The following is a 13,247-nucleotide window of genomic DNA, read 5'->3' on the forward strand; positions in this document are numbered from 1 at the left end:
GATTAGACATTTTCTGAAAGCCGGATATGACGGCTAAGCTTTCATCCGGCTTTCGGAGTGTACCATGGACTTCCTGCCCAGCTTTCCGACGCTTCTCGCCTTTGCCGCTGCGACCCTTCTGCTTGCGGCGACACCCGGCCCCGATATGACCCTGTCCATCAGCCGGGCGCTGGCGCAGGGCAAGAAGGCGGCGTTGTTCGTCGTTCTCGGCACGAGCCTCGGCATCGTCGTTCACACCATGCTGGTCGCCTTCGGCGTTTCGGCCTTGATCACCGCATCGCCCACGGCCTTCCTGATCCTGAAGACGGGCGGTGCAGCCTATCTGCTCTGGCTTGCCGTCCAGGCGATCCGGTACGGCTCGAAGTTCTCGGTCAACAAGGTGGAAGCGTCAAAGGGCACGCCGCTTGCCAACATCTCCTCGGGCTTCTGGGTCAACCTGTTGAACCCGAAGGTTATCATCTTCTTCATGACGTTCTTGCCGCAGTTCGTCAGTGCCGGCGACCCGACAGTGACGCAGAAGCTGCTGTTTCTCGGGTTCTGTTTCATCGTCATCGGCATGCCGGTGAATGCTGCCGTCGTCTTCGCGGCCGACTGGCTTGCCGGCTGGCTGCAGAACAACAAGAAGGTTCTGCGCGGCATGGATTTTACCTTCGCCGGCGTGTTCTCGGTTTTCGCGGCAAAGATCCTTCTGACGCAGGCGCGCTGAGTCGCCCTGCGGCTCAACCGATCAGCAGCGCGTCGTCATCCAAGGTCTGGCCGCGCATTTTGCGGAACATGGCGATCAGGTCTTCGACCTGCAGCGTCTTGCGGCTGTCACCGCTGACGTCGAGAACGATCTCCCCACCATGCAGCATGATCGTGCGGTGGCCATAATCGAGCGCCTGGCGCATGGAGTGTGTGACCATCAGCGTCGTTAGCTTGCGTTCCGAGACGATCTTCTGGGTGAGGCCCATGACGAATTCGGCCATGCCAGGATCAAGCGCCGCCGTATGCTCGTCGAGCAGCAGCACTTCGGAGCCGGCAAGCGTCGCCATGACCAGCGACACCGCCTGCCGCTGACCGCCGGAAAGCAGGTCCATGCGGTCCTTCATCCGATTTTCGAGGCCGAGGTTGAGCGCGGCAATGCGATCACGGAAATGCTCGCGGCGCTGCGGTCCGAGCGCCGAGACAAGGCCGCGCCGCTCACCGCGACGGGCCGCCAGCGCAAGGTTCTCCTCAATCGAAAGCGAGCCGCAGCTTCCCGTTAGCGGATCCTGGAAGACACGGGCGACGAGGCCGGCGCGGGCCGCCGTGGACTTGCGCGTGACATCGGCGTGGCCGATCAGAACCTGGCCTTCGCTGGCAAGCACATCGCCGGCCAGAACGCCAAGCAGCGTCGACTTGCCGGCTCCGTTCGAACCGATGACAGTGACGAACGAACCTTCTTCGATGGTAAGGCTAACACCGTTCAGTGCCTGCTTCTGCAGCGGCGTCCCCTTGCCGAAGATGACCTTGATATCCTTGAGGGTTATCACGATGCGGCACCTCCGCGGCGAAGGCGTGGAAGAATGAGCGCAACGGTAACGAGGACGGCCGTCACGAAATTGAGGTCGGATGCCTGCAGCCCGATGACATCGGTCGAGAGCGCCAGCTGGATGGCGATACGGTAGAGGATCGAGCCGAGGACGCAGCCGATCAGCGCGATCAGCAGACCCCGCCGGCCGAGCAGCGTTTCGCCGATGATGACCGCCGCAAGACCGACGACGATCGTTCCGACACCCGAGGTGACGTCGGCAAAGCCGTTCGTCTGCGCAAACAGCGCACCGCCGAGGGCGACCAGCGCATTCGAGATCGCCATGCCGAGATAGATCTGGCGGCTGGTATCGACGCCCTGGGCGCGGGCCATGCGGGCATTCGCACCAGTCGCACGCATCGCCAGACCCGAGTCGCTCTCGAGGAAGCGCCAGACGAGGACGACGGCGACAACGACGAGGACGCCGACAAACAGCGGTCGAACGTAGAAATCACGCAGCCCATGACCGAAGAACGGGCTGATCATCGTATCTGCATTGATCAGCGCGACGTTCGGCTTGCCCATGACGCGCAGATTGACCGAGAAGAGCGCGATCATCGTCAGGATCGAGGCCAGCAGATTGAGGATCTTGAACCGTACATTGAGCATCGCCGTGACGAGACCCGCCGCAGCACCAGAGACCATGGCAACGAGAGCAGCAAGCCAGGCGTTGACGCCGGCGACAATCAGCACCGCTGTCACGGCAGCACCCAACGGGAAGGAGCCGTCGACGGTCAGATCCGGAAAATCCAGCACCCGAAATGCGAGGTATACGCCGAGCGCTACGAAGGCATAGACCAACCCCAGCTCCACGGCTCCCCAGAATGCGATCTGACTCAAGGCTCCTGCCCTTTCTTCTGACCTGTCCCGCCTCTTAGCGGACCCAAGCTTCTAATACCATCAGCCGCCCCCGCATAAAACGGGAGCGGCTGGATGGTTGGTTCTGAAATCTACTTCGATCAGTCGATGGTCTTCGTCGCGCGCTTCAAAACGCTTTCCGGCAGTGTGACGCCCATCTTTGCTGCCGCACCCTTGTTGATGACGAGATCGCTGCCGGCAGCAACCTTCACCGGAATGTCCCCTGGGTTTTCGCCCTTGAGGATGCGAACGACGATCTCGCCGGTCTGCTTGCCGACGTCGTAGTAGTTGAAGCCGAGCGCAGCAATCGCACCGCGCGAGACGGAGTCCGTGTCTGCCGTGAAGAGCGGCAGCTTGCTTTCTTCGGCAACGGCAACGGCACCTTCGAGCGCAGAGATGATGGTGTTGTCAGTCGGGATGTAGATGGCATCGGCACGGCCGACGAGCGCGCGCGCAGCACCCTGCACTTCGGCGGACTTGGTGGCGGCCGACTCAACGACCGCCAGGCCGGCCTTCTCGGCCTCCGTCTTCAGGACGGCAAGCAACGATACGGAATTGGCTTCGCCGGAGTTGTAGAGGTAGCCGATCGTCTTGGCGTTCGGCAGGATTTCCTTGATGAGTGTAACATGCTCCGCAACCGGCGACATGTCGGACAGACCTGTGACGTTACCGCCGGGCTTGTCCATGTTCTTTACGAGCTGCGCGCCAAGCGGATCGGAAACGGCGGTGAAGACAACCGGAATGTCGCGCGTTGCGGAAACGACGGCCTGCGCGGAAGGGGTGGAAATCGGCACGATGACATTGGGGCCTTCGCCGGCGAACTGGCGGGCGATCTGCGCTGCCGTTGCCGGATTGCCTTGAGCGGACTCGAACATGAACTTCAGGTTCTCGCCGTCCTTGTAGCCTGCGGCCGTCAGCACATCGAGGACACCCTTGCGTGCGGCGTCGAGAGCCGGATGCTCGACAATGGCCGTGACCGCGACGGTAACGTCTTCCGCCTTGGCAGGCAGGGTAAGAGCCAGCGTGGCCGCGACAGCAAGCAGGATTGAACGCATTGGGTATCCTCCAGATATGATTTTGCCCTGCTTCTAGGAAAAGCAGGCCATGAAATCAATCATCCGGAGGTGTTTGAAGGATCAAACTTGCTGATCAATCATCCGCGCCGTGATTGGCGATCATCATCGCCTCGAAAGCCAGCCGTTCGGTCTTGCGCATGCGCTCCGATTCCGACTTCAGCTGGCCGCAGGCTGCAAGAATGTCGCGGCCGCGCGGCGTGCGGATCGGCGAGGCATAGCCGGCCGAGTTGATGAAATCGGCAAACTTCTCGATCTGCGCCCAGTCGGAACACTGATAGTTGGTGCCCGGCCACGGGTTGAACGGAATGAGGTTGATCTTCGCCGGCACGCCCTTCAGCAGCTGGACGAGACCCTTGGCATCCTCGAGGCTGTCGTTGACGTCCTTCAGCATCACATATTCGAAGGTGATGCGGCGGGCGTTCGACAAGCCCGGGTACTTCCGACAGGCATCGATCAGTTCCTTCAGCGGGTACTTCTTGTTGATCGGTACGAGGATGTCGCGCAGGTCGTCGCGCACGGCATGCAGCGAGATTGCCAGCATCACGCCGATTTCATCTCCGGTGCGGAAGATTTCGGGCACGACGCCTGACGTCGACAGCGTCACGCGACGCTTCGACAGCGACAGGCCGTCGCCATCGGTGGCGATCAGCAACGCCTGCTTCACGGCGTCGAAATTGTAGAGCGGCTCGCCCATGCCCATCATCACGATGTTGCTGACCTTGCGGCCTTCGGCTGGCATGATGGTGCCCTGCGGCGCTTCACGGTCCGGGAAATCGCCCAGCCGATCGCGGGCCAGTAGAAGCTGCGAGAGAATTTCTTCCGCCGTCAGGTTGCGCACCAGACGTTGCGTTCCGGTATGACAGAAGGAACAGGTCAGCGTGCAGCCCACCTGGCTTGAGATGCAAAGCGTTCCACGGCCCTCTTCCGGGATATAGACAGCCTCGATCTCGACCGGACGGCCGGCACCGCGCGCCGGGAAGCGCAGCAGCCACTTGCGGGTGCCGTCGTTTGACACCTGCTCCTCGACGATCTCCGGGCGCGCGATGGTGAAATGCTGCTTCAGCATCTCGCGCATGTCCTTGGCGACATTCGTCATGTGATCGAAATCGGAGACGCCGCGTACGTAGATCCAGTTCCAGAGCTGGGCCACGCGCATCTTGATCTGCTTTTCGGCCACGCCCCTTTCGCGCAGCGCAGCGCCCATTTCTTCTCGGCTCAGGCCGATCAGCGAAGGCTTCAGCGCGGCATCGGCACCGCGCATCGGCGCGCCGGCAGGCTTGGTAACGGTCATCGCATCCATGACGGACATAGTCTCTAATCCCGAATTCAACATGCGATCCTCCCAGTAAGCCGGATGACTTGCGGGCACGGAGGGCATGATGGCAGAGTTGAATGCGGAGTACGGCGGCAAAGCCGCGATCTATCCGCTATTGTGCGGGCCTTTAGCATCATTTTTGCCGCGCGTCACTAGAGATGGAAAACGACGAAGGCCGGCGCAAGGCCGGCCTTCGAATTCAATGAACAGTCACGAACCGCTTATTTGCAGCCTTCAACCTGTTTCAGCGCGGCCGAAATGCCGGAGAGCGAATAGCTGTAGGAGGTCGACGTGCCTTTGCGAGACGTAGCGTTGACGGTCATCGCGTGACCGGTCTTCATGGCCGCGACGAGTGCCGGCTCCTGAGCTGCGTTCTCAACCCAGCCGGCCTTGTCCTTGGTGAACATCACAAAGGTCTTGTTGTCGATAACGACATCGATCTTCGAGTTCTCCTTGACCGTGTAGCCCATCATTGCCTGCGGCTCGTAGGAAATGTTCTGGCCGGGACGCTGCGAGACGATGAAGAAGTTGTCACCGTGATCGATGCCCGCCGGCTTCTTTTCCGTCGGCACAGACAGCACGTAGCAGACGGTGCTCGCGCCGGACTTGTACGAATAGGCGCCCCAGGCCTGGAACTGCTGGATACGTGTCGGCGCCGTCGAAGCCGGCGTAGCCTGCTGCTGCGCTGCCGGCGCTGCAGGCTGCGACTTCTTGGACTGAGCGGATGCAATGCCGGCGCCGGTGAGAACGATGGAAAGGGCGATTGCGGTACTTCTTACAAACATGGATATCCTGCCGGTTCTTGCGATTCGAGCCCGAGGCGAACGGGCGGCGCATAATCACGATCTGCTTTATTTTGACTTAATTCAGGTTACCAAAGCGTCAACAGGGACTGCGAGAAGTCCCTGCCTGTGTCATTTTCGCCCAAGTGTCAACGTCGGGCGCTGGCGCCTCGCCCGTGATGGCGTGATGCCGCGTGGGCACGCAGACCATCGTCATGAGTGATTTAAGACATAAAGATTCAGGCAAGAGTTTGACCTTTTCAGAAACCGTTGTACGTCAATAAGCGTTGGAAATCCGTTGGAGAATTCGCTGAGCCAGGGGACTTTGCACGCAACATGAATGCCGAGGAGAAACAGCGCTTCGCCGCCCTCGCCAGGGCCGTTGCCGAACGCCGCGACCAGGAAGCATTCGCCGTGTTATTCGACTACTTCGCACCGCGCCTCAAATCTTGGTTACTACGTCAAAGGATGGCAAGCAGCGAGGCAGAAGAACTCGTTCAGGAAGTGATGATCGTGCTTTGGCACAAGGCGGGGCTCTATGATGCAACCCGATCGTCCCTGTCGACCTGGCTTTTTCGCATTGCCCGCAACCGGCGGATCGATCTTCAGCGTCGGGCCAGAGCGCATGTCCTGGATCGGGCAGACCCGGCATTGCAGCCGGTCGCTGAAAGCGGCGCCGACGAGATCCTCGCAAACGACGATCGCGACGCCCACGTGCGCGCCGCTGTCAGCCAACTCCCGGAAGAACAACGGGAAATGCTCCGCGCCGCGTTCTTTCTCGGCCAATCCCATTCGCAGATCGCGGAGGCGACGGGCTTGCCGCTCGGGACCGTAAAGTCCCGCATCCGGCTTGCCTTCGGAAAACTCAGGAAGGTGCTTGAGGCCGAGAGCGCCTGACGTACCGACGCGGCTAGATCGTCTTCATGCCTTCAGGCTTGTCGGCGAGCGCACGGTCTGCTGCTTCATAATGCCTCGGCTGCAGGTGCCTGCTGACCATCGCGAAGGCGGCGGAAAGGACTGCTACGTCGTCCGAAAAACCGATCACGGCAAAAACATCAGGGATCATGTCGATCGGCATGACGAAATAGGCAAGCGCAGCCAGAAGCACGCCGCGCACCCTCGTCGGCGTCTGCGGATCCATCGCGCAATAGAATGCGGCAACGACATCGCGCGCGAATGGAATCTGCCGCACGGCCTTCTTGAAGGTCGGCCAGAATTTCTTGCGCACAGTCTGCTCGCGCCGGCTCTGGGTATCATCGTCACCCGGCAGAAGGATCTCACCGAATTTGACGTCGTCCATCCCGATTGGTCCTTTCGTTCACGCGCACATATGGTGATGGCTGCACCGGATTCAATCAAGCCGGCGTGCTGCCGCCTTCTCCATCGCCGTCGCCAGCCGGAAGTCAAGCTCGGTCAGGCCGCCAGCATCGTGGGTGTTGAGCTTCACCTCGACGCGCGAATAGACATTGAACCACTCGGGATGATGATTGAGCCTTTCGGCCGCGAGCGCCGCTTCGGTCATGAAGCCGAAAGCCTCGACGAAATTGCGAAACTTGAAGCTTCGCGATATCGACGTGCCGGTGTCATCGAGCGACCAGCCATCCAGCTTGGCGAGCTCGGCAGCGATGGCCTGCCGTTCCAGTTTTTCCCGTTTCATGCGATTGTCCCTCCTCTTTCCATCATGGACCACAGATGAAACGCATTAGCATCCTGTTCGTTTGCATGGGCAATATCTGCCGTTCTCCCCTTGCCGAGGGCATCTTCTCGCATCTTGTCGACGCGGCCGGCTTTGCTGATCGTTTCGAGATCGGCTCTGCCGGCACCGGTGGCTGGCACCAAGGCGAGCATCCGGATCAGCGTTCGATCGCGACGGCCAGAGGTCACGGGATAGAGATCTCCCGGCAACGCGCCCGTCGGATAACGACGGAGGATTTCAGTGACTTCGGCCTGATACTCGCGATGGATCGCACAAATATCGCCGAACTGCATCGGATCCGCCCGGAAGCCACAAACATCCACCTATTCGGCGATTTCGCATTGGCGAGCGGCGAGGATATACCCGACCCCTATTATGGCGGCGGGGACGAGTTCGAACTTGTCTACGCCAGGCTCTTCACCGGCTGCAGGAAGCTGCTGGAGACGCTGGGAACAGACAATGCCTCGTGGAGCGGGAAGATCTCTTCCGTCAGATAGGGACCGCCGCCGACCGATTCCCTTGACGACAGCAGGACGAAGCGGGGAACAGTGAAGGCCGAGGTCTGGAAGTTTCCGCGACCGGCCAGATATTGCACCACATCGTCGACCCGCGACGATTTCAGCCGCGCGAGCGTGACATGCGGCGTGAACTTACGGGGATCCGGCGGCAATCCGACACGCTGGCAGATCCGCTCGATTTCGGCCTGTAGCGCATACATCTCGGCCGAAGGCGAGACGCCGGCCCAGACCGAATGCGGCTTCTTGGACCCGAATGCGCCGATACCATCCAGACGGATCTGGAATTCGGGCCGGTCGATGCGGTCGAGCCGATCGACAATTTCGTCTGCCGTCCGTCCATCGACATCGCCGATAAACCGCAAAGTGATGTGGTAATTTTCCACATCGATCCATCTTGCACCAGGGAGACCACCGCGCAGCAATGAGAGGCTCATCGCGGCATTGCGCGGAATTTCGAGGGCGGTAAAAAGTCTCGGCATCACGAGCACTCCCCGAATCTTTTGCAGGTGCTCACACGGAATCACGCATTGGGCACCTGTGCAAGCCCCTAATTCTTCACAGTAGAAATCGTTGCCAAGAATTGCGTGATAGCCGGCTCCATCCTTTCGACCATCACATCAACCCCCTTGCTGTTGGGGTGCATCCCATCCTCAAGCTGCAGACCGGCATTGAGGACAACGCCGTCGAGGAAGAAGGGATAGAGCGCAACGCCATGTTTTTGCGCAAGTTTCTGGTAGATCGGGTTGAAGCGCGCCGCATAGTCCCCGCCCATGTTCGGAGGCGCCAGCATACCGACGAGAAGGACGGCAATCCCACGCTCCTTTAGCCGGGCAATCATCTGATCGAGGTTCTTTTCACTTTCTTCGGGAGGGATGCCGCGCAGCGCATCATTGGCACCCAGTTCGAGAATCACGCCATTGGTGCCGTCAGGGATCGACCAGTCGATCCGCGCAAGACCGCCAGTCGTGGTGTCGCCGGACACTCCCGCATTGGCGATCGATATGTCGACCCCTTTGGCTTTCAGTGCTGCTTGCAGTTTTTCTGGAAAGCCATCGCCGGAAGGGAGTTGGTAGCCCGCCATCAGGCTGTCTCCAAAGCCGACCAGGCTGATGGTCCGTGCGCTAGCCGCGGCCGCAAAGATCAGCGAAGCAACAATGACGGCGATGTGAAGGCCGGCAACTTTAAATCTCATTCCGCTTTCCCTAGATTGGCAAGACGATCGGCATCTATATAGGGCGAATACTGTTGGCAAAAACCATCATCGAGTTGAAGCGCGCCGATTTGACGCTTGGCAGCGCCGCCGCCTCCGTTCATGTGCTGAAGGGCATCGACCTGACGATTGCCGCCGGAGAGTCGGTCGGCATCGTAGGACCGTCGGGCTCTGGCAAATCGACGTTGCTGATGGTGCTTGCAGGGCTTGAGAAACTCGATAGTGGCGAGATCAATGTCAGCGGCACACCATTGCATGCCCTGAGTGAAGACCTTGTGGCCGACTTCCGTGGCCGCAACATCGGCATCGTCTTCCAATCTTTCCACCTGATTGCCAACATGACGGCGCTGGAAAACGTTGCTGTGCCGCTGGAGCTTGCCAACCTTCCCAACCCCTTCGAAATCGCACGCCGCGAATTGAAATCCGTTGGTCTTGGCGATCGATTGAACCACTATCCTGGCCAGCTTTCCGGCGGCGAACAGCAACGCGTGGCAATTGCCCGCGCCCTCGCACCCTCGCCGGCATTGCTGATTGCCGACGAACCGACCGGCAACCTCGACACCGACACCGGCCGCCAGATTGCAGATCTCCTGTTTTCGAAGCAGGCTGAGCGCGGCATGACGCTGCTGCTTGTCACCCATGACACCGCCCTTGCCAAACGCTGTTCCCGGCAGATTCGGGTTCGTTCCGGCCAAATCGAGGGCGATAGTGCGCCAGTGCAGCCCGAGGCGGCGATTGCATGACATTGCTGACCCCGCGCGTCTCCCTTGCCTTTCGCCTCGCGCTCCGCGAGCTTCGCGGCGGGCTCGGCGGCTTCTACATCTTTTTGGCCTGCATCGCCCTCGGCACCGGCGCCATTGCGGCGGTCAATTCGGTTTCGCAGTCGATCACCGACACGATCGCCACGCAGGGTCAGGAGATCCTTGCCGGCGACGTGCGCTTCGAGCTCAACAACCGCGAGGCGACTGAAGCCGAAATGGGCTTCCTGCGCGGCTTCGGAAAGGTGTCGGCGTCGACTGGCCTGCGCTCGATGGCGCGCAAGCCCGACGGCTCGGATCAGGCCCTGGTCGAAGTCAAGGCGGTCGACGGCGCTTACCCACTCTACGGTACCTTCGAAGCCGATCCGAACTATCCGTTGCACGCGCTCCTATCCGGGCAGAGCGGCACCTATGGCGCAGTGGCTGCGCCGCTTCTGCTCGAGCGGCTCGGCCTCTCCATTGGCGACGAGATCCTGCTCGGCAATGTCATCCTGAACATCACCGGCACGATCAAGACTGAGCCCGACGCGGTCTCGGAAGGTTTCGGCTTCGCACCCCGCCTCCTCGTGAGCAGGGACGCGCTCAAGGCATCCGGCCTCATCCAGACCGGCAGTTTGGTCGAGCACGTTTACAAGATCCGCATGGACGACCCGGCCGAGAGATCCACGATCCGCGATCGGGCTGCGAAGGACTTTCCGTCCGCCGGCTGGTCGATCCGCACGAGCGATCGGGCAGCGCCTTCGCTAACCGAGAACATTGAGCGCTTCTCGCAATTTCTAACGCTGGTCGGACTGACGGCCCTGATCGTCGGTGGTGTCGGCGTCGCAAACGCTGTGCGTGCTTTCCTGGATTCCAAGCGCACGACGATTGCAACGTTCAAGTGCCTCGGCGCGCCGGCAGCGACCGTGGTCCTGATCTACCTGTTCCAGATCGCGATCATTGCCTTGGGCGGCATGGTCATCGGCCTCGTCATCGGAGCGCTGGCGCCAATCGTGGCGTCGCAATTTCTGGCGCAATTCCTGCCTGTTACCACCGATCTGACGTTCTACCCCGGGGCCCTGTCCCTCGCCGTCCTTTTCGGCATTCTGACAACGCTGGCCTTTGCCATCATGCCGCTCGGACATTCCCGCGAGGTTCCGGCGACAGCTCTCTTCCGTGAACAAGGTTTCGAGGCGCGGGGGCTGCCGTCGTGGCCCTACATCCTTCTTGCCGCGGTCTTTCTCCTTGCCCTTGCCGGTCTTGCCATCGTGACCGCTCACGATCGATTCATCGCGATCGTCTTTGTCGGGGCGATCGCCTTCTCCTTCGTGATCTTGCGGCTTGTCGCTGCCGGTATCGCTTGGCTCGCGCGTCGCAGCCCCCGGGTGAATTCACCCGCCCTGCGGCTCGCAATCGGCAACATCCATAGGCCCGGCGCGCTGACGCCCTCCGTCGTCCTGTCTCTCGGTCTTGGCCTTGCACTGCTCGTCACCCTCACCCTGATCGACGGCAACATGCGGCAGCAATTGACCGGGCGCATGGCCGCCGGCGCGCCGAACTTCTTCTTCGTCGACATTCAGGGATCGGAACTCGAGAGATTCCGTAGCGTCATCAAAGCCAGTTCCCCGGATGGCCACTTGGTCGAGGTGCCGATGCTGCGCGGCCGCATCCTCGCCCTCAACGGCGAGGACGTGACGAAGCGGAAAGTTCCGCCGGGCGGCCAGTGGGTCCTGCGCGGTGACCGCGGCATCACGTATTCGGAAACACTGCCGGAAAATGCATCGTTGAGCGAGGGTTCATGGTGGCCGAAGGATTATAGCGGTGAGCCGCTTGTGTCCTTTTCTGCCGAGGAAGCGAAGGAACTCGGCTTGACGATCGGCGACACCGTCACCGTTAACGTGCTTGGGCGTAACATCACAGCCAAGATCGCCAATCTGCGCAAGGTCGAGTGGGAATCGCTTTCCATCAACTTCGTGATGGTGTTCTCGCCGAATACGTTCCGCGGCGCCCCGCACGCCTGGCTGGCGACGCTCACCGACCCGACCGCGACCTCTACCCAGGAGGCCGCGATTCTCAAATCCGTGACAAATACCTATCCGACGATCACCAGCGTGCGGGTCAAGGATGCGATCGATATCGTCAACACACTGGTGGCGCAGCTTGCGACCGCGATCCGCGCCGCCGCCTCCGTTGCACTTATCGCCTCGGTGCTCGTTCTTGCCGGCGCTCTGGCTGCCGGCAACCGCGCCCGCACCCATGATGCGGTCGTCCTCAAGACACTGGGCGCGACGCGACGAATGCTGATCCGCGCCTTCTGCTACGAATACCTCATTCTCGGGGCAGCAACCGCAGTCTTCGCCCTCTTTGCCGGCGGGGTCGCGGCCTGGTTCATCACCGCCCGGATCATGCGCATCCCCTCGCACTTCCTGCCCGACGTCGCCGGCCTGACACTCATAACGGCGCTGGTGCTCACCGTCGGCATTGGACTCATCGGCACTTGGCGCATCCTCGGCCAGAAAGCGGCACCCGTTTTGCGCGAGCTCTAATTGACCAAACGGAGACATTCCCTTCACCTTACGGCGATTTAACCCGATCGCGGGTTGCAAGGGCCTTGTTTGCGAAAGGCGAAAGGCTCATATTGTGTGCAGGCTTGCTGGGCTCCGCAGCGGCGCCCGGGTTACGCGCCCGCCACCGTGTCCACACCGGAGCTTATAAGAGGAAACTATGGCTGACCTTCGTAATTACCAAGGCCGCGTACAAACTGGCGAGATGATCGACCAGGGCCTACGCAGCTATATGCTCAAGGTCTACAACCTGATGGCGCTGGGTCTGGCGATCACGGGTGTGGCCGCCTATCTCGGCTTCAATTTCGCCGTCCGGGACAATCAACTGACGCAGTTTGGCGTACTGCTCTTCCAGTCGCCGCTCCGCTGGGTGGTCATCCTTGCCCCGCTGGCCGCCGTGTTCTTCCTGAGCTTCAGGATTAACCGCATGAGCGTTGCCGCCGCGCAGACGACCTTCTGGGTCTATGCCGCGCTGGTGGGTCTGTCGCTTTCGTCGATCTTCCTGGTCTACACGCAATCGAGCATCACGCAGACGTTCTTCGTGACGGCTGCCTCCTTTGGCGCGCTCTCGCTGTATGGCTACACGACCAAGCGTGATCTCTCCGCCATGGGCTCGTTCCTGATCATGGGCCTCTTCGGTCTGATCATCGCGTCGATCGTGAACATCTTCCTGGCGTCGTCTGCCCTGCAGTTCGCGGTCTCTGTGATCGGCGTGCTGATCTTCGCCGGCCTGACCGCCTACGATACGCAGCGCATCAAGGAGCTGTATTACGAAGCCGACGGCGCGGAAGTTGCCGGCCGCAAGGCGATCATGGGTGCACTGACCTTGTATCTCGACTTCATCAATCTCTTCATGTTCCTCCTGCAGTTCATGGGCGACCGCAAGTAAGGAACCGGGATGTTGTCGAAAAAGGCGGCTTCGGCCGCCTTTTTTGTTGC

15 protein-coding genes are annotated in these 13,247 nt (G+C 60.7%); 6 read left to right on the top strand and 9 right to left on the bottom strand.

What is annotated here, in order from left to right; genetic code table 11:
• The first annotated feature begins 64 nt into the window (after positions 1 to 64).
• On the top strand, positions 65 to 706 hold the full coding sequence (locus ACSQ9D_RS17565) for a LysE family translocator (protein ID WP_024315288.1): 642 nt from the start codon (positions 65 to 67) through the stop codon (positions 704 to 706).
• A gap of 13 nt (positions 707 to 719) precedes the next feature.
• On the opposite strand, the gene ACSQ9D_RS17570 is transcribed toward ACSQ9D_RS17565, so the two are convergent.
• The 5 genes from ACSQ9D_RS17570 to ACSQ9D_RS17590 all read right to left on the bottom strand — a co-directional run bounded on the left by ACSQ9D_RS17570 (position 720) and on the right by ACSQ9D_RS17590 (position 5,586).
• Positions 720 to 1,514: an ABC transporter ATP-binding protein gene (locus ACSQ9D_RS17570; RefSeq protein ID WP_436283244.1), complete on the bottom strand. Its 795-nt coding sequence runs from the start codon at positions 1,512 to 1,514 to the stop codon at positions 720 to 722.
• The gene (locus ACSQ9D_RS17575; RefSeq protein ID WP_436283245.1) at positions 1,511 to 2,392 is read right to left on the bottom strand and encodes an ABC transporter permease; all 882 of its coding nucleotides are present in this window, start codon (positions 2,390 to 2,392) and stop codon (positions 1,511 to 1,513) included. Before ACSQ9D_RS17575 ends, ACSQ9D_RS17570 begins: the two co-directional genes overlap by 4 nt.
• A gap of 119 nt (positions 2,393 to 2,511) precedes the next feature.
• A complete protein-coding gene (locus ACSQ9D_RS17580) occupies positions 2,512 to 3,465 on the bottom strand; it encodes an ABC transporter substrate-binding protein (protein ID WP_436283246.1) in 954 nt (317 codons plus the stop codon).
• Between the two features lie 94 nt (positions 3,466 to 3,559).
• The gene (rlmN, locus tag ACSQ9D_RS17585; protein ID WP_436283869.1) at positions 3,560 to 4,795 is read right to left on the bottom strand and encodes a 23S rRNA (adenine(2503)-C(2))-methyltransferase RlmN; all 1,236 of its coding nucleotides are present in this window, start codon (positions 4,793 to 4,795) and stop codon (positions 3,560 to 3,562) included.
• 227 nt (positions 4,796 to 5,022) lie between these two features.
• Positions 5,023 to 5,586 (bottom strand): invasion associated locus B family protein, encoded by a 564-nt coding sequence (locus ACSQ9D_RS17590; RefSeq protein WP_436283247.1) that lies wholly within the window; start codon positions 5,584 to 5,586, stop codon positions 5,023 to 5,025.
• A 333-nt stretch (positions 5,587 to 5,919) separates the two neighbouring features.
• Here ACSQ9D_RS17590 and ACSQ9D_RS17595 point away from each other — a divergent pair, with 333 nt between their 5' ends.
• The gene (locus ACSQ9D_RS17595; RefSeq protein ID WP_037116376.1) at positions 5,920 to 6,480 is read left to right on the top strand and encodes a sigma-70 family RNA polymerase sigma factor; all 561 of its coding nucleotides are present in this window, start codon (positions 5,920 to 5,922) and stop codon (positions 6,478 to 6,480) included.
• A 13-nt stretch (positions 6,481 to 6,493) separates the two neighbouring features.
• On the opposite strand, the gene ACSQ9D_RS17600 is transcribed toward ACSQ9D_RS17595, so the two are convergent.
• A complete protein-coding gene (locus tag ACSQ9D_RS17600; protein ID WP_007794295.1) occupies positions 6,494 to 6,883 on the bottom strand; it encodes a YkvA family protein in 390 nt (129 codons plus the stop codon).
• A gap of 51 nt (positions 6,884 to 6,934) precedes the next feature.
• Positions 6,935 to 7,240, bottom strand: a complete 306-nt coding sequence (locus ACSQ9D_RS17605) for a 4a-hydroxytetrahydrobiopterin dehydratase (RefSeq protein ID WP_436283248.1) — start codon at positions 7,238 to 7,240, stop codon at positions 6,935 to 6,937.
• 35 nt (positions 7,241 to 7,275) lie between these two features.
• On the opposite strand from ACSQ9D_RS17605, the gene ACSQ9D_RS17610 reads away from it, so the two are divergent.
• Positions 7,276 to 7,776, top strand: coding sequence for a low molecular weight protein-tyrosine-phosphatase (locus ACSQ9D_RS17610; RefSeq protein ID WP_436283249.1), 501 nt, complete (start codon positions 7,276 to 7,278; stop codon positions 7,774 to 7,776).
• Here the strand turns inward: ACSQ9D_RS17610 and thpR are convergent.
• Positions 7,683 to 8,276, bottom strand: coding sequence for an RNA 2',3'-cyclic phosphodiesterase (gene thpR / locus ACSQ9D_RS17615; protein WP_436283250.1), 594 nt, complete (start codon positions 8,274 to 8,276; stop codon positions 7,683 to 7,685). The two genes, ACSQ9D_RS17610 and thpR, sit on opposite strands and share 94 nt — an antisense overlap.
• 68 nt (positions 8,277 to 8,344) lie before the next feature.
• Positions 8,345 to 8,989: an arylesterase gene (locus ACSQ9D_RS17620; protein ID WP_436283251.1), complete on the bottom strand. Its 645-nt coding sequence runs from the start codon at positions 8,987 to 8,989 to the stop codon at positions 8,345 to 8,347.
• A 53-nt stretch (positions 8,990 to 9,042) separates the two neighbouring features.
• Here ACSQ9D_RS17620 and ACSQ9D_RS17625 point away from each other — a divergent pair, with 53 nt between their 5' ends.
• The 3 genes from ACSQ9D_RS17625 (at position 9,043) to ACSQ9D_RS17635 (ending at position 13,197) form a co-directional block, all read left to right on the top strand.
• Positions 9,043 to 9,750, top strand: a complete 708-nt coding sequence (locus tag ACSQ9D_RS17625; protein ID WP_436283252.1) for an ABC transporter ATP-binding protein — start codon at positions 9,043 to 9,045, stop codon at positions 9,748 to 9,750.
• Positions 9,747 to 12,290: an ABC transporter permease gene (locus ACSQ9D_RS17630; protein WP_436283253.1), complete on the top strand. Its 2,544-nt coding sequence runs from the start codon at positions 9,747 to 9,749 to the stop codon at positions 12,288 to 12,290. The genes ACSQ9D_RS17625 and ACSQ9D_RS17630 overlap by 4 nt, the downstream gene beginning before the upstream one ends.
• Positions 12,291 to 12,468: 178 nt before the next feature.
• The gene (locus ACSQ9D_RS17635; RefSeq protein WP_037116392.1) at positions 12,469 to 13,197 is read left to right on the top strand and encodes a Bax inhibitor-1/YccA family protein; all 729 of its coding nucleotides are present in this window, start codon (positions 12,469 to 12,471) and stop codon (positions 13,195 to 13,197) included.
• Positions 13,198 to 13,247 lie beyond the last annotated feature (50 nt).

It is taken from the genome of Rhizobium sp. LjRoot258, assembly GCF_964254185.1.
GTDB lineage: Bacteria > Pseudomonadota > Alphaproteobacteria > Rhizobiales > Rhizobiaceae > Rhizobium.